The sequence below is a fragment of the Streptomyces sp. Pv4-95 genome, from assembly GCF_045782725.1.
In the GTDB taxonomy this organism is placed as follows: Bacteria; Actinomycetota; Actinomycetes; order Streptomycetales; family Streptomycetaceae; genus Streptomyces.
Genome location: NZ_CP127172.1, coordinates 2,190,411 through 2,210,795 on the forward strand (window position 1 = coordinate 2,190,411; position 20,385 = coordinate 2,210,795).

Below are 20,385 nucleotides of genomic sequence, written 5' to 3' on the forward strand. Positions count from 1 at the left end.
CCCCATGCCGCAGCTCCCCGACCGTCTTCCCGGCTTCCCGGACTTCCGGATCGCCCTGCCCAAGGACGCCGGGGAGGCTCGCGGCTTCCTGCTCGTCGAGCCCGGCGACAACGGCTCGCACAAGTTCCTGGTGACCGCGGGTTCGGCAGTGTCGGCGGAGGACTGGCCGGGGCTGAGCGACTTCGCTCGCCGGCTCCGTTCCGGACTGCGGGAGAACGGAACGCTGGCCGACGGTCCCCGCCCCGGCGCCTGGACCGCGTCCCGCGACATCGTGTGCAACTCGCCGTCCGCCGCGGCCTCCCTGGTCCTCGGCTACGGAGCCACCGGCCCCGGCACCTGGCGCAGCGCCGAGGACGGGCACCGCCTGGGCGACTTCCTGCCGCAGAGCTGGCGGGCCCCGCAGAAGGCCTGGCTGGTGCGGGGGAACAACGTCTCCGGCCACAACCTGGTCCGCCGGCTCTGGCTGAAGGAGGGCTTCGTCTCGCTCGACGCACCCCACCTGCCGCAGGTGGACGAGCCCGACCCGACCAAGAGCGTGCTGCGCCGCTTCGTCGAGGAGGGCTACGAGGGCTCGGCGACGTACCACCAGAAGCGCGGTCTCGTCGACGAACTGCACGCCTTCTTCACCCAGATGCGGATTGGCGACACCGTCGCCACCCTCAGCGACGGCCTGCTCCACCTCGGGCGGATCACCGGCGACCTGGTGCAGTCAGGCTCCCCCGGCGAGCTCTCCAACCTCCGGCGCCCGGTGGCCTGGCAAGAGACCGCCCATCCGTACGAGGAGCTGCCGGAGGAGGTGCAGCAGAAGCTCTCCGCCCAGCACGACGTGGTCGACCTGACCCCCGTCCTGGAACAGCTCACCGCGCTCACCGGCGGCCCGGGGACAGCGCCGGAGCAGGCCGGGGAGGCCCTGGAATCCTCCGAGCAGCGTGTCCTGACCTTCCCCGAGGTCACCGACGAGTTCGCCCGGAAGCTCCTCGTCCACGACCGCTCCTTCCTCGACGAGCTGCGTGAACTCCTTCTCGACGAGCGGCAGATGGTCCTCTACGGGCCGCCCGGCACCGGAAAGACGTATCTGGCGCTGAAGCTGGCCGAGTACTTCGGCGGCGGCCCTGAGCAAGTCAAGATCGTCCAGTTTCATCCGTCGTACGCGTACGAGGACTTCTTCGAGGGTTTCCGGCCGGTCGAGGACCCCGAGACACGGGAGGTCGCTTTCCGGCTGACGGCGGGACCGCTGCGGGAGCTCGCCGACACCGCCTCGCGGGAGGGCAACCGGCATGTACCGCACTTCCTGATCATCGACGAGATCAACCGGGCTAATCTGGCGAAGGTCTTCGGCGAGCTGTACTTCCTCCTGGAGTACCGCAAGCGCTCGGTGCGCCTGACCTACTCCGGGGACGACTTCGGGCTGCCGCCGAACCTGTACGTGATCGGCACCATGAACACCGCGGACCGGTCGATCGCGCTGGTGGACGCGGCGATGCGGCGCCGATTCGCGTTCGTGGAACTCTCCCCCCGGGTGGAGCCCACCGCCGGCCTCCTCACCCGCTGGCTGGAGCGCGAGGGCAAGGACCCCGAGCCCGCCCGCCTGCTCGACGCCCTCAACACGACGATCGACGACCCCGACTTCGCCATCGGCCCGTCCTACCTGATGAAGCCCGGCGTATACCGCGAGGGCGGCCTCGACCGGACCTGGCGCACCAAGATCCTTCCTCTCCTTGAGGAGCACCACTACGGCGAGGGCATCGACATCGCCGCCCGCTACGGCCTGGACGCGCTGCGCGAGCGGAACCGGCGGTCATGAGCGGGAACGCGGCGGGCGGCGCCGCCCTGGCGCACAGTGACATCCCGGCCGCGACCACCGACGGCAACGCGGCAGACGACGCGGGCCCAGCATGCAGTTACATCCCGGGCGAGATCACGCTGCGGGAGTACGGCGCCGCCTTGTCCGTACCGCTGGACGCGGCCACCGGGCGGGCCCTCGTCGCGGCGCGATTCCTCGACGCCGCCGCGCCGGACCCCGAGCGGCCCGGACACTGGAGACTGCGGGCCGGCCACCAGGTCGGCGCGGTCCGGCTGCCGGGCGGGACGGTCCTGCGGATCGCGCCCAAGACACCGGTGGGGCGGCTGTTCTTCCTGCTCGGCTTCAGCCTCGACCCGGCTGGCGCCTGGCGCGACAGCCGTGAGGGCACGGTCAGCACCGGTGCGCACGACGAGGTGGTACCCGCGCTCGCGTACGCGGTGGAACGGCAGATCGACGGCGCGCTGCGGCAGGGGGTCCTCCAGGGCTACCGGGAGGTGGCGGAGTCCGCGCTGGTGGTACGAGGCCGACTGCGGGAGGCCGAGCAGATCCGGCTCCACTTCGGCCGCATGCCGCCCGCCGAGATCGTCTACGACGCGTACACCGCCGACACCGCCGAGAACCGCATCCTGCGCGCCGCGGTGGAACGGCTACTGCGGCTGCCGTCCGTTCCTGGGCCGGTGCGGCGCCGTCTCGCCCACCAGCGAATCCGCCTCGCGGACGCCGGTCCCCTGGTCCGCGGCCAGGACCTGCCGCACTGGCAGCCATCCCGTCTCAACTCCCGCTACCAGCCCGCCCTGCGGCTCGCCGAGGCCGTACTGCGCTCCACCTCGCCGGAGCACCGGACCGGCCCGCTCGCCCTGGACGGCTTCCTGCTCGACATGCACCAGCTCTTCGAGGACTTCGTGACGGTCGCACTGCGCGAGGCCCTCCGGGAGTACGGCCTGACGGCGCGGCTGCAGGACGTACACGCTCTCGACCCGGGCGGCCAGGTCCGGATGAAGCCAGATCTGGTGGTGTACGGCGTGGACGGCCGTACACCTGTCGCCGTCGTCGACGCCAAGTACAAGACCGAGAAGTCCCACCGGGCCCATGGCTACCCGAACGCCGACCTGTACCAGGCGCTCGCCTACGCCACCGTGCTCGGCCTGCGCGAGGCGCATCTGGTGTACGCGGCGGGCCGCCTGCCCGAGCGGACGACCGAGGTCCGCGGCACCGGCGGTCTGCGGTTGTTCCAGCACAGCCTCGACCTCACCTCGGAACCCGCGGCGCTGCTGCGGACCATCCGGGAGCTCGCCGCCCGCCTGGCCGGGCCCACCGCCTGACACCCACGGAAAGGGGGCCCACGGCCCATGCCCCGACTCGCCTTCGCCCAGAGCTTCTGGGACGGATTCGACACCCTGGAGAAGCCGGTCAGAGCCGGCGTCCGCAAGGCCATGACGAAGTTCCAGGCCCTGACCGTGGCCGAGCTCAACGCTGACAAAGGTCTGCATCTGGAATCCGTGGAGAACGCCCGTGACCGGCGGATGCGCACCATACGGATCACCGACTTCTGGCGCGGCGTGGTCCTCGCGCCGGACGACGGCAGCGATCTCTTCCTCCTCGTCCATGTGCTGCCGCACGACGACGCGTACACCTGGGCGGCGAAACGCCTGTACAGCACGAACAGCGCCACCCGCGGCCTGGAGGTACGCGACGCGGTCGCACTGGACGAGCTGACACCGCTGTACGAGACGGCGTCCCGCAAGGCGCCGAAGCTGCTGTTCTCCGGCGTCTCCGACGGAGTCCTGCGCGAACTGGGCATCGACGCCCAGGTGTTGCGTGCAGCGCGCTCGATGGCGGACAAGGCGCAGCTGGAGGCGTTCGCTACGCTGCTGCCCGAGGACCAGCTGGAGGTCCTCCAGTACCTCGCGGAAGGATTCTCGCCGGAGGAGGTCTACCGGGACGTGGTGGCCGTGCGCCGCCCGGTGGACGCGCCGCCCGAGCCGGACGAGGACCTGGCCACCGTCATCAGCAACACCACCGCCCGGATCCGTCTCGTCACCGGCCCGCAGGAGCTGGAGGAGATCCTGGCGAAACCGTTCGCGGCCTGGCGGGTCTTCCTGCACCCCTCCCAGCGGCGGGTCGCCCACCGCACCTCGTACGGCGGTCCGGTGCAGGTCACCGGCGGCCCGGGAACAGGGAAGACCGTGGCCGCGCTGCACCGGGTCCGGCACCTGCTGGGACGGTCGCCGGACAGCCGGATCCTGCTGACGACGTACACCAACGCGCTGGCCGCCGGACTGCGCGACATGCTCGGTCTTCTCCTCCAAGGCGACGAACTCCTCCTCTCCCGGGTCGATGTCACGACCGTCGACGCCTATGCCAACGGCGTGGTGCGGCAGCACACCGGCGTCACCCCGAAGCCGGTGGGCGACCGCGACCAGCGGCAGCTCTGGGAGAAGGCGGTCAAGCAGCTGGATCTGCCGTTCCAGGCCCGCTTCCTGGCGCAGGAGTACCGTCACGTGGTGCTCGGCCAGGACATCCGTGATCTGGACGGTTATCTCGCGGCGAGCCGGCGCGGACGCGGCACCGGCCTCGGAGCGGCCAGGCGCGGGCTCGTGTGGAACGGCGTCGAGTGGTTCGAGAAGCTGCTGCTGGAGCGCGGTGCCACCACCCACCTGCGGGTCTGTGCCCGGGCGGCCGATCTGCTCGCCGCCGGCCCGGCCCCGTACGACCACGTCGTGGTGGATGAGGCACAGGACCTGCACCCCGCGCAGTGGCGGGTGCTCCGGGCCGCCGTCACCCTCGGACCCGACGATCTGTTCCTCACCGGCGACCCGCACCAGCGGATCTACGACTCCCGGGTGTCACTCGGCTCGCTGGGGATCGCCACCTCCGGCCGCAGCTTCCGGCTGCGTCTCAACTACCGCTCCACCGAGGAGATCCTTGTCTGGTCGGCGCGGCTACTCGCACCGGTCAGCGTGGACGCCCTGGAAGGCGACGGAACCGACTCCCTGGCCGGCTACCGCTCGCTGCTGCGCGGCCGCCGACCCGAGGCCGCCGGGTACGCCACCCAGCCGGAGGAGTACGCCGCCCTCGTGGACCGGGTGCGGGCCTGGATCGGTGAAGGGCTCGCACCTCACGAGATCGGGGTGTGCGCCCGGTTCAACCTGGCACTGGACGCGGCGGAGTCCCGGCTGAAGGACGCCGGGATCCCGGTGGTGCGAGTGAAGGGGCAGGTCGCCGCGGATACGCCAGGGGTCCGGCTGGCCACGATGCACGCCATGAAGGGGCTGGAGTTCAGGGCGGTCTCCGTGCTCGGGGTCACGCAGGGAACGGTGCCCTTCGCCCGCGAGATCACCCCGCTGGAGACGGACGCACCGCAGCACGAAGCCGACCTCCTGCGCGAGCGCTGCCTGCTCTTCGTCGCCTGCACCAGGGCGCGCGAGGCACTGAGCGTGAGCTGGACCGGAAGACCGAGCGAGTTCCTGCCGACCCAGGTGTGAACGGGTGGCTCCGGGCTGCGGGCCCCGGCACTCCGGCGGCTCCGCCTCCCAGAGCCGCCCCGCCGGATGTCCTCAGTCCTCCGGCGCCAGAGCGCCGGTGGAGAGTCCGTCGCGGGCCAGCTCGGCGAGCCGGCGACTGAGCTCGGACACGGCCCGCATCGTCGCCTCGAATTCGGTGAGCTCCCGGAAGGCCGCACCGTAGCGGCGCTGTTCCTCGATGGCCAGCTGCGGAATCCTGGCGCCCTTGGTCTCCAGCCGGTAGGTGCCGGAGGCACTGGTGGCACGGCGGATGTTGGCCGGGCTGCGCAGGAAGCCCTGGAGGTAATCGGTGTCGAGCTGGTCGCTGACGGAGACCGGTTCCGGGCCTTCGTAGGTCACGAGGCCCGCCCGGAGGAGCTCGGCGACGCCCGCCGTGGCACCGTCGAGCGAGCCTGCCCCCGTACCGGGCCGTAGCTGAGGCAGCAGTGCGGCCAGCCGGCGCAGCTGCTCCTCCAGATCGCCACGGAGGGCCGTGAACTCGCCGGAGTAGTCGCGGTGCACGGCCTGGAGGTGGCTGCCCGGGGTGAGGTCGACCATGTCGTCGAGGAGACTGATCGAAGGGACGTCCACGATCTGCTCGGGGCGGGGGGCGAGGCTGCCGTCGGGATCGTTGGCGGTGAGGTCCACCACCCGCACCGTGGACGGGGGGACGTCGGCCGGCCCGGGACGACGCAGAGTCCAGAGGTGAACGGGGAGGGCATGCGAGGAGGCCGTGCCCGGCGGCAGGGCGACAACCTGGGTGAGGATGCCCCTGCGGACCAGCTCGGCCCTGATCCTTCGCCCAGCCTTGCGGTAGGCGACCGAGGCGGGCAGCACGATCACAACGTGCCCGCCCGGCGCGGTGTGTGCGTAGGCGTGCTGCAGCCAGGCGAGTTCGCCCTCCGCCTTGGACGGGGTGCCGAGTTCCCAGCGTGGATCGAGAAGGAGTTCCTCGCGGCCCCATCCGGTGACGCCCACCGGAGGATCACAGACCACGAGTTCGGCCCGGAGGTCGGGCCATCGGTCGTCGCGGAGCGAGTCGCCCGTCTCGATCCGGGTGTCGGGCATCGAGGACAGGGCGGCACGGAGCCTGGCGAGCCGCGCGGAGTCGGCATCGGCCTCCTGCCCGCGGCAGAGCGCCCCGGTCTGCCCGGCGACGGAGAAGAGCAACAGACCGATGCCGCAGGCAGGATCGAAGACCGTCGCCCCGGGCGGCAGCGGCGGCGCGAAGTGTCGTACGGCGAGGGCCAGGCGGGGGGACGTCACCTGATCCGACCCGGCGCGCCGTACGGCGTCGGCGAACCGTTCGGTCAGTGCGTTCACGACGTCAACGGGCCGCTCGGTTTCGGTGAGTGAACGGACGCGCGCCACGGCTTCTCGCGGCAGGCGCAACCCCGGCAGCCGTCGACCGTGCGCTTCGGAGAGCAGCTCGGCCACATCGGCGAGTCCGGCGATCATGTCCTCTCCGTAGGCGGCCCGCAGCTCCTGCCAGACCTGGACCTCGACCGAGACCTCCTGCCCCTTCCGCTGCTTCTCCAGCCACGCCTGGACTTCGGCCAGCGCGAACAGGGGGCTGCTCGCCCCACCTCCCGAGGGCGCGGGGAAGTCCTCGTAGCGGCGCCGCCAGTTGGACACGGCGGCGCGGGTGACGCCGGCCAGCCTCGCGATCTCTGATCCGGTGACGAGGGGGCCGGTGGCGGGGGCAGCTTGGTCCGACATGCGGCCACCGTACACGCAGTGGCACGACCATGAGAACACCAGTATCACGTTGACAACGTACACAGATACCTGTCATCGTTCTGCGTATACAGGTGAGACTTCGTCAGCCTTCTTGCTCGCCCCCGCAGACGCTCGGAGAACTTCCCATGGCCACTCACACCGCAGTCCGCACCGTCTATCGACTCCCCACCGTCTCCCCGACCCCCGAGGCGTTGTTCGAGGCCCTCGACCACGAACAGCTCGACCGGCTGGGAGCCGAACTGCACCACCCCGTGGTCCTCGGCGCGCCCGCGATCTACCTCACCTACGGCAAGGAGGAGGCCGCCGACACCTGGTGCGCCCCCAACGCCCGTACCACCGGAATCACGGTCTTCGAACCCGTCCGCCGCACCGGAGCCCTGCTGCTCCTCGCCGTCGACGGCCAGGTCTACGCCGTGACCTGCGGCAACGGCTACCGCCTGGTTCCCGATGCCCTCAAGGACAAGCGGTTCGGCCTCTGCTTCGCCATCCGCATGATCGACCCCCGGCACATCAGCGGCGCCGTCACCAAAGCGCTCGGCCGGCCGCGCACCGACATCTCCCTGGTAGCCGCCGGCACCTCGGTCCCGGCACTCGGCATCCGCGACCAGGCACGGGTGGTCCGCCACCTCGGCGGCCACCTCGACGACGTCCCGCTCACCCGAAGCCGCCACGCCAACGGCCGGGCCTGCACCGCCCAAGGCGGTGTCGGCCTGCGGCTCCCGCTCGGCATCGAGCCGGCCGACCTGGTCGAGGACCTGCGCACGATCACCCGGGTCTGCCAGGACGACATCCCGCACCCCGAGCTGGAATTCGTCGACCACATCGTCCCGGTCACCGACACCGTCACCCGCGCCGCACTCGAAGCCGCCCTCGACCGTCTGCTCGGCGCCCCCGCCGACGGACGGATCTCGTCCTCCGTACCCCTCGACCTGCACGAGACGTACGCCGAGGCCACCGCATACCGGACCTGCATCGGCAGCACCGAGGCCTACCTCTGCGACGACTTCGACCTGGAGTACGTCCTCACCCGGGCCAGGGTCCACCGCCCCGGCACCCGTATCGCCGCCCTGCGCGACGGCACGGTGACCCTCCACCGCGACCCGTCGCCCAGATCCTCCGTCCCACTGGCAACCACCCACGCCCTGGACTGGATCCAGGCCGATGTCTCCCTCGGTCCACGGACGTACTGCCTTCTGGACGGAGACTGGTACGAGCTCGGCGCCTGCTACATCGACTCCGTCCGAGACAACCTGCGACAGTTGTTCACCGATGCCTCCGTGTACGGCCTGCCGCACTGGCCCGAAGGCGCGAACGAACGCGCCTACAACCGAGCGGTCTCAAAGGTCCGGCCCGAATGGCTGTTCCTCGACGGCGAGTTCATCAATAACCCCCTCAAGCGCACCGACCGGGTCGAAATCTGCGACCTGCTGACTCCGGACGGTACCCTTATCCTGGTCAAGCAGTCCGGCTCCTCCGGCTCCTTCAGCCACCTCCTCGGGCAAGCACAGGTCGCCGTCGAACTCCTCGTCAACTCACCTGAGGCGCGCTGCCAGTTCGTCCGCCGGGTCGCACGGGACAGCGACAGGAGAATCAGGCTGGCCGAGGACTTCACACCTCGTCGGCTGGTCCTTGCGGTCCGGCACAAGTCCGGAGCCACCTTCACGCCCGACTCGCTTTTCGCCTTCTCCCAAATCACGCTCCACCAGACAGCAAGGGAGCTCACCACACGCGGGGTAAGTATCGAGGTCGTTCCCGTGCCGACGGCAGCCGAGATCGCTCGGACCACCGCGGCGTAACGGCACCCCACACCAACGGTCCATCGACGCTCGCCGAGGCAGGCGTGCGCTGCGTGCCGAAAACCTGCTCGTCGGGCTCACCCGGGGCACGAATCGTCTGGAGCCCTCCGAGAACAGGGCTGTGACGTCGGCGGTGAGGACTGCACGGCGATGCCCTCTGAGGGCCTTGACCGGAATTCCCCTTGGGAGTCCCGGGCTGGCCAGCGCATACGGGAATGCACCCCGTCCTTTGGTGGCGGGTCGTTTCACGACCTCGACGTCGAATCCTCGGGCGACTCCGTGCTGGAAGACGCTGTGCTGGTGCCGCTGTCGGCCCAGACCTTCGTTACGCTGGGATGCGAGACTGCGGGCTCGTCGAACAGGCGTCTCGTTCCCAGGCCGGTCCGGGCGGCTCGACAGGCCGCGAACATAGGCTCGATCAACGTCCGTGGGTATCCGAGACGTCACTGCGATACGCGCGTCGAAAACTCACGAAGCACGCAACGATCCACCCTTGCCTCGGTCACCGCTAATAGCTCAGACAGTCTGCAAAACAGATCAGTTGCCCCCGTGGGGGACGCCTGACCAGTCGGAATCAGCGTCCCGAACGCTCAGCGTCGCCTACCTGCAGCGCCCCGTCGATGCCGGCCCCCTCCACGGGGTCCGCGGGGACGCCAAATCGGCCGGATCGCGGCTGCCGGCCCTCGACAACGCCCGGTCGCCGCCGCAATCAGGGACGACGAAACCAGACCAATCTTCGGCAAGTTCCGTAGAGACAAACCTCGGGAACCGCGCCTTGCACCACTCGCGACCTGCTCGGCCAGGCAGGTGACGCCTCATCAGAACGAGCGTCATATGAGCGTCATTTCAGCGTCAAGATATCGCCCGTAACGCCCACAACGCAAATACCGCACGTCACCCAAACCCGCAGGTCAGGCGCCCTTCCCCGCCTTCTCCAAGATCGCCACGCACTCCACATGGTGCGTCATCGGAAACAGGTCGAACGCCCGCATCCGTCGCGGTACGTATCCCGCCTCCGCGAAGTACTTCAGGTCGCGGGCCAGGGCTGCCGGGTCGCAGGCGACGTAGGCGATGCGGCGGGGGGTGAGGGAGGCGAGGTGGGTGACGGTTTTCTTGCCGGCGCCGGCGCGGGGCGGGTCGAGGACGATGAGGTCGACGTCGGTGATGCCGGTGCGGGGGAGGATCTGGTCGACCTTGCCGTGTTCGATGCGGACGCGGTCGAGGTCCTGGAGGTTGTGGCGGGCGTCCTCGACGGCGCGCTTGCCGGATTCGATGCCGAGGACGGCGCCCTTGTCGCCGACGCGTTCGGCGAGTGCACCGGCGAAGAGGCCGACGCCGCAGTAGAGGTCGAGGGCCATGTCGCCCTTCTTCGGCATCAGGCCCTGCATGACGGCCTCGACGAGGAGGTCGGCTGCCTTCGGGTGGACCTGCCAGAAGCCGCCGTCGCCGACGCGCCAGGTGCGGTCGGCGGCGCGTTCGCGGACGAAGGGGCGGCCGTGGACGCGGTGGACCTGCTCGTCCTTCTCGCCGATGCGCTGGACGGAGACGGGCTTGTCGAGTTCGACGATGGGGAGACGGCCGCCGGGCTTGGGGGTGAGGATGACCTGGCGGTCGTGGGAGCCGGTGGCGGCGATGGCCTCGACGGTGGCGATCTGGGGCCAGGAGCGGGACTCGATGCCGAGTTCCGAGACGCCGGGGGCGGCGATCATGCAGTGGTCGACGGGCTGGACGTCGTGGGAGCGGTGCTTGCGCAGGCCGGCGCGGCCCTCGTCGTCGATGGCGTACTGGACGCGGGTGCGCCAGGCCGGCACCTCGCCCTTGGCGACCTTGTCACCCGGGGCCGGCTCGACGGTGCCGTCCCAGCGGGCCTCCTCCGGGGTGAGGCCGGCCAGCCGCTCCAGCTGCTCGGCGATGACGGAGCCCTTGAAGCGGCGCTGGGCGCCGGGCGCCGCGTGCTGCCAGTCGCAGCCGCCGCACTTGCCGGGGCCGGAGAACGGGCAGGGGGCCTCGACGCGGTCCTTGGAGGCGGTGTGGATCTCCACGGCGTCGGCGCGCAGGAAGCGGGCGCCCTCCTCGCCGTCGGTGATGCGGGCGGTGACGCGCTCGCCGGGGAGGGTGTGCCGGACGAAAAGGACCTGGCCCTCGTCGGTGCGGGCGATGCAGTGGCCGCCGTGGGCCACCGGTCCGACCTCGACCTCGTACTCCTCGCCGACCAGCGACTTCTTCGGTTCTGTCTGCATGGCGGCGGAGCTCCTGAGGTGGGGTGGTGCGGCGGGGCCGCGACCGGGGTACGGCGGGACAACAGCCTTCAAGTCTACGTGCCGTTGTCCGGTGCCCGTGCCGTGCGGCGGGAGCCGGGTCGGGGGCTGCCGGCGACGGGCCGGGAACGTCTCAGCGGCGGGCGCCGGGAGGGGCGCCCGCCGCTGAGGGGGACGTGCGGTCGCCGCTTCGGCAGCGGCGACGTGGGCCGCCGCCGAGGCGGCGGCCGGGTGGCCGGCTACTTCTTCGTGGCCGCCTTCTCCTTCTTCGGCTGGGTGACCGGCCCGCGGCGCACCGCGCCCGGAGCGTTCCACTCCGCACGCTTGCGGGCCCGCTTCTTGGCGGCCTCGGAGGAGTCCAGCTGCCAGGGCACGGAGGTCACCATCACCCCGGGGGTGAACAGCAGCCGGCCCTTCAGGCGCAGGGCGCTCTGGTTGTGCAGGAGGTGTTCGTACCAGTGGCCGACGACGTATTCGGGGATGTAGACCGAGACGACGTCGCGCGGGCTCTCCCGGCGCAGCGACTTGACGTAGTCGATGATCGGCCGGGTGATCTCGCGGTAGGGGGAGGCGAGAACCTTGAGGGGGACCTCCATGCCGCGGCGTTCCCACTCGGCGCGCAGCGCCTTGGTGTCGGCCTGGTCGACGTCCACGCTGACCGCTTCGAGGGTGTCCGAGCGCATCAGCTTGGCGTAGTTCACCGCCCGCAGGGTGGGCTTGTGGACCTTGGAGACCAGGACAATGGAGTGCACCCGGGAGGGACGCACGACCTCGTCGGCGGTGTCCTCGGCGGCGATCTCGTCGGAGACCCGGTCGTAGTGCCGGCGGATGGCGCTCATCGTGACGAAGAAGATGACCATGCCGAGCAGGGCCACCCAGGCGCCGTGGGTGAACTTCGTCAGCAGGACGACGACGAGGACCAGGGCGGTGAAGGTGGCGCCGAAGGCGTTGATGGCGCGCGAGCGGTGCATGCGGCGGCGCTTGGCGGGGTCCTTCTCGGTCAGCAGGTGGCGGTTCCAGTGACGGACCATGCCGATCTGGCTGAGGGTGAAGGAGACGAAGACGCCGACGATGTAGAGCTGGATCAGCCGGGTGGAGTCCGCGCCGTAGATATAGACGAGGACGGCGGCGGCGCCGGCCAGCAGCACGATGCCGTTGGAGAAGGCGAGCCGGTCGCCGCGGGTGTGCAGCTGGCGCGGCAGGTAGCGGTCCTGGGCCAGGATCGAGCCGAGCAGCGGGAAGCCGTTGTACGCGGTGTTGGCGGCCAGGAACAGGACCAGCGCGGTGGCGGCGGCCAGCACCACGAAGAGGAACGAGCCGCTGCCGAAGACCGCGGCCGCGACCTGGGAGATCACCGGGTCCTGGGTGAAGCCGGCGCCGACGGGGGTGCCGTTGTGCAGCAGGTCCTTGGCCGGGCTCTCCGCCATCTTCACGTCGGTGGCCATGGCCAGGCCGATGATGCCGCAGAACATCGTGACGGCCAGGCCGCCCATGAGCGCGAGGGTGGTCGCGGCGTTCTTCGACTTCGGCTTGCGGAAGGCGGGGACGCCGTTGCTGATCGCCTCGACGCCGGTGAGCGCGGCACAGCCGGAGGAGAACGCCCGCAGCAGCAGGAAGACCAGCGCGAAGCCGGCCAGGCCGCCCTGTTCGGCATGGATGGTGTAGTCGGCGGTGGGGGCCTTCATCGTGTCGCCCATGACCAGGCCGCGGACCGCGCCCCACATGATCATGATGAAGACGCCGGCGACGAACACATACGTCGGGATCGCGAAGAGCTTTCCCGACTCCTTGACGCCCCGCAGGTTCATCACGGTCAGCAGGACGATCGTGCCGACCGCGCAGAGCGTCTTGTGCTCGATGACGAAGGGGATCGCCGAGCCGAGGTTCTCCACTCCGGAGGAGATGGAGACCGCGACGGTCAGTACGTAGTCGACCAGCAGGGCGCTGGCCACGGTGAGGCCGGCCTTGGGGCCGAGGTTGGTGTTGGCGACCTCGTAGTCGCCGCCACCGCTCGGATAGGCGTGCACGTTCTGCCGGTACGACGCCACGACGGTGAACATCAGCACGACGACCGCGACCGCGATCCAGGGGCTGAAGTGGTACGCCGACACACCCGCAACGGACAGGACGAGCAGCACCTCGCCAGGCGCGTAGGCCACGGAGGAGAGCGGGTCGGAGGCGAAAACGGGGAGGGCGATGCGCTTGGGAAGGAGGGTCTCCCCCAGCTTGTCGCTGCGCAGCGCGCGCCCGATCAGGATCCGTTTGGGCACGTCGGTCAGTTTGGACACGCAGAGGATGCTAAGCCTTCGTCAAGGTCGACGCCCACCCGCCACCCGCATGGGGGTCGGAGCAGCGTGGGAGGCGTACATCCGGCCTGCTCCGCGCCCACGGGAGCGCCGCAACCTGCACACGATCAGCACGTCGATCCCGCACGGCACCACACCCTGCCGGTGGGTACAGGACCCGGCCGGGCCGGGCGGATGACGTGGCGTTTTTCACGCGGGGCGCCGAAGGTGCAGCTCAGCGCCGGATCACCACCCCGGCGGCCCGGCCGGTCGGGGTGTCGGCGGGCACACCCTCACCCCCGTCGAGGGTGTGCCCGCCAACACCACCGATCCCGGCCGGGAGCCGGTGTCGGCGACGATCAGCAGCACGGAGCGGAGCGGTTCCGCTCGCAGCCCGACACGGCCGAAGGTGCCTGGTCCGTGGCGGTCACACAGCGGCTGTACCACCGCTGACGTGCTGCTTTGTCGATGTGCTGATCCTGCCGGAGCGGCGGGGCGCGCACATTGCAAGAACCCGGCAGTCTTAACGCACCTTTGATGTCCTGCTCCCGACCCGCAGGTCGGCGGCCGCGCCGTCCCGCCGGGCGGCCGGCATCAACGCGGGACCTGGGCATCTGTCCGCGGCGCCCGCCTCCCTCGCCTCCCCTGGAGCGGCTTGTCGGGCCGGCTAGAGCGGCTTGTCGGGCCAGCCCAGCACCCGCGCGCCCAGGGCCGCGGTCTCCAGGGTGAAGCGCTGCAATCCGTCGGCCGTGTCGTAGCCCGTGAGGATCTTGATGCGGTCCAGGCGGTAGGAGAGGGTGCGCACGCTCACCTTGAGCCTGCGGGCCGCCTCGGCGTTGACGTAGCCGGCCGCCGCGCACGCGCGCAGCGTCTCCAGCAGCGGCCCCGCCCCGCCGCGTCCCTGGGTCAGCGGCTCCAGCACGGTCCGTACGAGATCGGCCATGGCCGCGCGGTCGCGCAGCAGCACCGGGAAGACCAGCAGATCCGCCGCGCGCAGCACCGGCTCGGTCAGCTCCAGCTGCTCGGCCAGTTCCAGGGCTGCCAGGGCCTCTTCATAGGAGCTCACCACGCCGCCGGCACCGGCGTGCGGCCTGCCGATGGCCACCCGCCCGGCGCCCGGCTGCCGCCCGTCGACGCGCTGCGCGCCGGCGGCGAAGGCGTCCAGGAGACTGCGTTCACTGCTCGCGCCGACGCAGATCAGCCGGCCTTCCTTGGTGGTGATCAGCACATCGCGGTCGCCGAAGCGGCCGATGAGTTCGCGTTCGACCCGGCGGGCGACGGGATGGACGTCGTCGAACGGCTCGTCGCCCTCGGCGACCGCGACGGCGTGCTCATGGGCCAGCCGCAGCCCGAACCGTTCCGCACGCTCGGCCAGCCGGCCCAGGTCGCTGCGCCCGTACAGCAGATCGTCGACGAACTCGCGGCGGGCTGCCTCCTCCTGACGCACCGCCAGTCGTTGCGCGCGCTCGTGGCCCTCGCCGAGCGCCGCGATGGCCGCGTCGACGGCGCCCAGCACCGCGTCGCCGGTCCTGGCGTGATCGCCGCCGCCGGACGCCCGCGCGACGCCCGGCAGGGTGCTCCACGCCCGGCGGGTCTCCCCCAGGAACAGGCCGACCAGTTCGCGCAGGCCGTGTCCGGACTCGGCCGCCCGCTCGCCCAGGTCGCGCAGGGCGTCGAGTTCGGGGCGGCGCGGCAGCCGGCCGGTCAGGGAGACCTCGCCGAGGAGCGCGGCGTACCCCTCGACGAAGTCGGCGGGGAGGGCGTCGGCGGAGGTGAGTCGGTTCATCGGACGCCGCCACAAGTCGCCGCCGCGCCGACCGTCCGCGGCGACCGCCGCCGCAGCCGAAGCCGTTCTCCGCCGTTCACGCCCACCACGTCGCGCACTCCTCGCACCCTGAAATTGCCGGGTCCCGGCTACCGGGACGGGGTCAATCCTGCCGGATCCCGGCAGGGTGCGGACGACGGGCCAGCAGATCGCCCAACCCCTGGCGGGTTGCGGCCAGCAGAACGCGGTCCTGTGGACGCAGGATGTAGTCGTCCCCCAGCTCGTGAACGAGGCGCGCAGGCTCGCGCTCCTTGCTCTGCTGCGGCGGTGCGGCAGCGGTGTTCGGCGCCGGTTCGTCGGGGGCCGAGGTGTCGACCGCCAGCACCCGCAGCCGTCCCGGGCGCAGCACCTGTGCGATCGTGCGGCCCTCCAGCGCGCGGTGGCCGCGCACTTCGACACGGGCGACCAGCAGCACCCGGCGCTCGACGGGGATCGCACCGAGGATCTGACGGCCCATCATCGCGCCGGCGAAGGCGGGCGCGGCCAGGAAGGAGACGCTGCGGCTGCGAGTCAGCGCCCTGGGGTGCGCGGCGCGCAGGGTGCGGTAGACGGCGGTGGCGAAGCGGTCGTCGAACAGCCGCAGCGTCACCCGCAGCCGGGGCTTGACCGACCGCGCGTACAGGGCGGCCTCCAGGTTGGTGGTGTCCTCACTGGTCAGGGCGAGCAGCGTCCGTGCCCGGTCGACCTTGGCGGCCTCCAGGACACCTTCCTGGGTGACGTCCCCCAGGACCGTCGGCACCCGCAGCCGCCGGGCCAGCGCGACGCCCCTCGCCTCGGGGTCGGACTCGACGCAGACCACCGGGATGCCCATCTCGTGCAGCCGGGCCAGGACACGGGTGCCGACCTTGCCGAGTCCGAGCAGCACCACATGGCCCGTCAGGCCGCGCGGGGGGCGACGCAGCGCGGAGGCGCTGCGGAAGGTACCGAGCCCTTCGAACGCCGCCGCCACCAGCACCGGAAGGAGCAGCAGTCCGGTCAGCCCGGACAGGAGTTGCAGCACCTTGCGTGCGGGCGACTCGCCGATCGCGGGGTCGTTGATGCCGAAGAGGTCCAGGAGGGAGAGGTACGCCGCGTGCACCGGGTCGTCGCCGGTGGTCAGGGAAGAGGCGATGGCCAGCGCGAGCACCGCGCCGATGACGCCGCCCAGCGACCAGCGCAGCCGGCGGGAGAATAACGAGGTGAGTGGGGCGCCGCGCCCTCGTAGACCGCCGGGACGCACCGGGCGGCCGGTGTAGGAGACGGTCTCCAGGACGATGGTGCCGCAGCCCTCGGCGGACGCGGTCGCCGCGTCGTCCGGCAGCAGTACGGGCCCCTCGTCACCGGGGGCGGGGCTCGGCACCTCCGCGGGGTCGTTGGCCGAGGCGGAGAGCAGCGCCAGGGTGCAGAGTCCGGGCTCGCCGGGCCGTCCCGGCGGCACCGGCATCCGCTCCACGGCCCGCAGCATCAGGCCGTCCGCCTCGATGACCTTGCTGGTGCCGGCGACGGCGGTGGCCGCCAGCGCCGGGGCGACGGTGTCGGCGTCGGAGAGCACCGTGGTGGAGGCGTCGACGGTCTCGGCGTCCTCGGTGCCGAGCGCCGCGACGGCCGCCGCCTGGTCGAGCAGTTCCTCGAGGTGCTGGCCCAGTTTGCGGTTGTAGAGCCGGATGACCAGCCGCAGGCGGGGGTTGAGACGGCGGGCGCGCAGGGCTGCGTGGATATTGACCTCGTCGTCGTCATAGACGAGTGCCAGCGCGCCCGCCTCGGGGACGCCGGCCGCGATCAGCGCGGTGTCGTCGGCCTCCGCAGCCTCCAGGATCCGCAGCGCTTCCTCCGGCGGCTCGTCGTCTCCGGGGTCCGCCTCGGGTGTCAGCGGCGAGGTACGGGCCATCGCCGCCGACACCCGGCCGATCAGCGCGGTGGCTCTCCCCAGTCCGCCGCGCGCCGGTGGCGGGATGCGTGGCCGGAGCGGCTCCCGCGCCGAGGGCACGACGAGAGTCACCCGTTCGCGGTAGAGGTCGCGAAGTTCGGCGGCGAGCCGGTGCGCGAGCGCATCGTCACCGCAAATCACCATGTGCGGGGCGGGAGAGCCCTGTTGGGGCTGCTGAGGCAGGTTGGGCACACCTCGTAGCGTGCCTTACCGGCGCGCGGCGGCGCAGCCCGGCGCGGGAGAAGCCGGAAGCGCCCCGGCCGACCGCACCCGACGAGCGCCGACCGCGCCCCCTACCAGGACCGGCAATACAGCTACGGTTGTACCGGACCGCGGTGCACCCAACCCGCCCGTTGACGCACCAGGTCACTGTCGCGAGCCGTAGCTTCGTGTCGCCGGTACTGGGAGAAGAAAGTAGTGAGCAGGGTGTTTGTGCAGGTCAGCGCGCTAGTCCAGGGCACGGGGTAATCAGCATGCACATCGTCATCATGGGGTGCGGTCGCGTGGGCTCCGCGCTCGCGCAGACCCTGGAGAGCCAGGGGCACACCATCGCGGTGGTCGACCAGGACCCGACCGCGTTCCGCCGCCTGGGCTCGTCCTTCGGTGGCCGCCGGGTGACCGGCGTCGGCTTCGACCAGGACACGCTGCGTGAGGCGGGCATCGAGGAGGCGGGCGCCTTCGCCGCCGTCTCCAGCGGCGACAACTCCAACATCATCGCCGCCCGGGTGGCCCGCGAGATGTTCGGCGTGGAGAACGTCGCGGCCCGGATCTACGACCCGCGCCGTGCCGAGGTCTACCAGCGCCTCGGCATCCCCACCGTCGCCACCGTCCGCTGGACGGCCGACCAGATGCTGCGCCGGCTGCTGCCGTCGGGTGCCGAGCCGCTGTGGCGGGACCCCAGCGGCGCCGTCCAGCTCGCCGAGGTGCACACCTCGCCGGCCTGGGTCGGACACAAGATCAGCACGCTGCAGGAGGAGACCGGCGTCCGCGTCGCCTTCCTCACCCGGCTGGGCGAGGCGACGCTGCCCACCTCGCAGACGGTGCTGCAGGAAGGCGATCTGGTGCACGTGATGATGCGCACCGACGACGTCGAGACGGTCGAAGCGGCATTCGCCGAAGGTCCTGAGGAGGCGCACGCATGAGGGTCGCGATTGCGGGCGCGGGTGCGGTGGGTCGTTCCATCGCCGGCGAGCTCTTGGAGAACGGTCACGAGATCCTGCTCATCGACAAGGCGCCGACCGCCATCTCGGTCGAGCGGGTGCCGCTCGCGGAGTGGCTGCTGGCCGACGCCTGCGAGATCACCTCGCTCGACGAGGCGGCCCTGCAGCGCTGCAACGTCGTCATCGCGGCGACCGGCGACGACAAGGTCAACCTCGTCGTCTCGCTGCTGGCGAAGACCGAGTACGGCGTGCCGCGGGTGGTCGCCCGCGTCAACAACCCGAAGAACGAGTGGCTGTTCAACGAGGCCTGGGGCGTCGATGTCGCGGTCTCCACGCCGCGTCTGATGTCGGCCCTGGTCGAGGAGGCGGTGAGCGTCGGCGACCTCGTCCGGCTGCTGCGCTTCAGCCACGGCGACGCCAACCTCGTCGAGCTCACGCTGCCTCCGGAGGCGGCCCTGGCGGGGACCCGCGTCGGCGATGTGGAGTGGCCCGTGGACACCTCCCTGGTCACGATCATCCGCGGTACGCGGGTGCTCACGCCCAACAAGGAGGACGCGCTGGAGGCGGGCGACGAGCTGCTGTTCGTCGCGGCCCAGTCGCGCGAGGAGCAGCTGGAGGACCTGCTGTCGATGCGCCGCGAGGACGCGTCGGACTGAGGCCGGGCAGAAACGGCCGAGGCCCCTGGGACCGGTGGTCCCAGGGGCCTCGTGCGTGTCGATGAGTGCGGGGAAGGCGGCCCGGCGGTAGCCGGACGGAAGCTCAGCGCCGGTGGCGCGGACCCTCCGCGGGCTGCTCGGCGACGGCCTCGGGCGTGACGCCCTGCGACAGGTCGTCCGCGACCCGGCTCAGCACCTTGCGCTCCTTCTCGGCCTCCTCCGCCTCCTTCTCCTTCGCCTCCATCTCCGCGAAGACGTCGATGGGCGGCGGCGCCTTCGCCAGGAAGACCCAGGTGAGGTACACCGCGAGCAGGAACGGTGGAATCTTGAGCGCGATCAGCACCCAGCCCAGCTGAGAGGTGTTCGCCCACCAGTACAGCGGGAAGAGGATCGCGCACTTGGCGAGGAGGATCAGCCCCCACGCCCAGCTGGCCTTGGCGTACGCCTTCTTCCGGCCGGGATTGCGGGTCCGCCAGGAGAGGTTCTCCTTGAAGACCGGGCCCAGGATCAGGCCGATCAGCGGGACGCCCGCGAGCGTGGTCAGTATGTAGGCGAGGGCCAGGCCGAGCGTGTAGAGCATGCCCGGCAGGTAGAAGTCCTTGGCGTTGCCGGTCATCATCGCGAAGACCACGCCGAAGGCGACCCCGAAAACGCCGCTGAAGGCGTGCTTGACGGTGTCCTTGCGGACCAGCCGCACCGCCGCCATCACCAGCGCGACGGCCAGCGCGGCGATCGCCGAGAGGTGCAGGTCCTTGTTGATCGTGAAGATCGTGACGAACAGCAGGCCGGGGAGAACGGTCTCCACCATGCCGCGTACGCCACCGAACGCTTCGAAGAGCGCCGCCTCGGTGACGGCTCTGCCGTCGGCGTCCTCGCCCGCGCCGGAGGCGGGCGGAGTGGACGAATGATCTGCGGGTGAAGCGTCAGTGGTCGGTCGGTCGTGAGACGTCACCGGCTACTCCTGTCCGAGCGGTCGGAGTTCGTACTTCGGGTTGAAAAGCACCCGGCGCCCGTGGCTCATGGAGACCCGGCCCGAGGCGATGAGCTTACGTCCCGGCTCTATCCCGACGATGGAGCGGCGTCCGAGCCACACCACGTCGAGGGCGGCGGAGCCGTCGAACAGCTCCGCCTCCAGCGCGGGCACACCGGCGCGCGGCCGCAGCGTCACATGCCGCAGAGTGCCGGTGACCTTGACTATCTGGCGATCGTCGCAGTCGCAGATACGGGTACACCCCGTCGCCTGCGTGTCCTGCTGCAGCTCAGCGGTCTGCAGCTCCTCCTCGGAGGAGGACAGCCTGTCGAGCATCCGGCGGAAGCGACCGGCCGGCTTCTCGGATCGGGTCCCAGCACTCATAACCCCAGCGTACCGGTGCGCCCGCTCGTCCATCACTGTCCGCGCACCTCCTCCGCAGGCGCCCCGCCCGTCCTCCGCACGGGTGTCACCCACAGTCG

General features: G+C 71.0%; 13 protein-coding genes. 6 read left to right on the top strand and 7 right to left on the bottom strand.

From position 1 onward, the window contains the following. The first annotated feature begins 4 nt into the window (after positions 1-4). From QOM21_RS09760 to QOM21_RS09770, 3 genes are read left to right on the top strand one after another with little or no spacing between them, the layout of a single operon-like run. Complete coding sequence (locus QOM21_RS09760) at positions 5-1,804, top strand: AAA family ATPase (protein ID WP_407549379.1); 1,800 nt, start codon at positions 5-7, stop codon at positions 1,802-1,804. Next, complete coding sequence (locus tag QOM21_RS09765; RefSeq protein ID WP_407549380.1) at positions 1,801-3,126, top strand: McrC family protein; 1,326 nt, start codon at positions 1,801-1,803, stop codon at positions 3,124-3,126. Before QOM21_RS09760 ends, QOM21_RS09765 begins: the two co-directional genes overlap by 4 nt. A gap of 27 nt (positions 3,127-3,153) precedes the next feature. Continuing rightward, positions 3,154-5,289, top strand: a complete 2,136-nt coding sequence (locus tag QOM21_RS09770) for a UvrD-helicase domain-containing protein (RefSeq protein WP_407549382.1) — start codon at positions 3,154-3,156, stop codon at positions 5,287-5,289. A gap of 72 nt (positions 5,290-5,361) precedes the next feature. Here the strand turns inward: QOM21_RS09770 and QOM21_RS09775 are convergent, their stop codons facing one another. Then, the gene (locus tag QOM21_RS09775) at positions 5,362-7,026 is read right to left on the bottom strand and encodes an N-6 DNA methylase (RefSeq protein WP_407549384.1); all 1,665 of its coding nucleotides are present in this window, start codon (positions 7,024-7,026) and stop codon (positions 5,362-5,364) included. Positions 7,027-7,172: 146 nt separating this feature from the next. On the opposite strand from QOM21_RS09775, the gene QOM21_RS09780 reads away from it, so the two are divergent. Next, on the top strand, positions 7,173-8,843 hold the full coding sequence (locus tag QOM21_RS09780) for a TIGR04141 family sporadically distributed protein (protein ID WP_407549386.1): 1,671 nt from the start codon (positions 7,173-7,175) through the stop codon (positions 8,841-8,843). 911 nt (positions 8,844-9,754) lie between these two features. Here the strand turns inward: QOM21_RS09780 and QOM21_RS09785 are convergent. From QOM21_RS09785 to QOM21_RS09800, 4 genes are all read right to left on the bottom strand, one after another. Beyond that, a complete protein-coding gene (locus QOM21_RS09785; protein ID WP_407549387.1) occupies positions 9,755-11,083 on the bottom strand; it encodes a class I SAM-dependent RNA methyltransferase in 1,329 nt (442 codons plus the stop codon). A gap of 257 nt (positions 11,084-11,340) precedes the next feature. After that, a complete protein-coding gene (locus tag QOM21_RS09790) occupies positions 11,341-13,389 on the bottom strand; it encodes an APC family permease (RefSeq protein ID WP_407549389.1) in 2,049 nt (682 codons plus the stop codon). 664 nt (positions 13,390-14,053) lie between these two features. Next, positions 14,054-15,172 (bottom strand): PucR family transcriptional regulator, encoded by a 1,119-nt coding sequence (locus tag QOM21_RS09795; protein WP_407549391.1) that lies wholly within the window; start codon positions 15,170-15,172, stop codon positions 14,054-14,056. Positions 15,173-15,314: 142 nt separating this feature from the next. Continuing rightward, positions 15,315-17,261 (bottom strand): NAD-binding protein, encoded by a 1,947-nt coding sequence (locus tag QOM21_RS09800; protein WP_407555623.1) that lies wholly within the window; start codon positions 17,259-17,261, stop codon positions 15,315-15,317. Positions 17,262-17,590: 329 nt separating this feature from the next. On the opposite strand from QOM21_RS09800, the gene QOM21_RS09805 reads away from it, so the two are divergent. After that, positions 17,591-18,259 carry a potassium channel family protein gene (locus tag QOM21_RS09805; protein ID WP_393893399.1) on the top strand — a complete coding sequence of 223 codons (669 nt, stop codon included), beginning with the start codon at positions 17,591-17,593 and terminating at the stop codon, positions 18,257-18,259. Next, the gene (locus tag QOM21_RS09810; RefSeq protein ID WP_393893398.1) at positions 18,256-18,933 is read left to right on the top strand and encodes a potassium channel family protein; all 678 of its coding nucleotides are present in this window, start codon (positions 18,256-18,258) and stop codon (positions 18,931-18,933) included. Before QOM21_RS09805 ends, QOM21_RS09810 begins: the two co-directional genes overlap by 4 nt. 103 nt (positions 18,934-19,036) lie before the next feature. On the opposite strand, the gene QOM21_RS09815 is transcribed toward QOM21_RS09810, so the two are convergent. Beyond that, positions 19,037-19,885, bottom strand: a complete 849-nt coding sequence (locus QOM21_RS09815; protein WP_407549393.1) for a DUF3159 domain-containing protein — start codon at positions 19,883-19,885, stop codon at positions 19,037-19,039. A gap of 3 nt (positions 19,886-19,888) precedes the next feature. Continuing rightward, on the bottom strand, positions 19,889-20,287 hold the full coding sequence (locus tag QOM21_RS09820; protein WP_401471211.1) for an OB-fold nucleic acid binding domain-containing protein: 399 nt from the start codon (positions 20,285-20,287) through the stop codon (positions 19,889-19,891). Positions 20,288-20,385 lie beyond the last annotated feature (98 nt).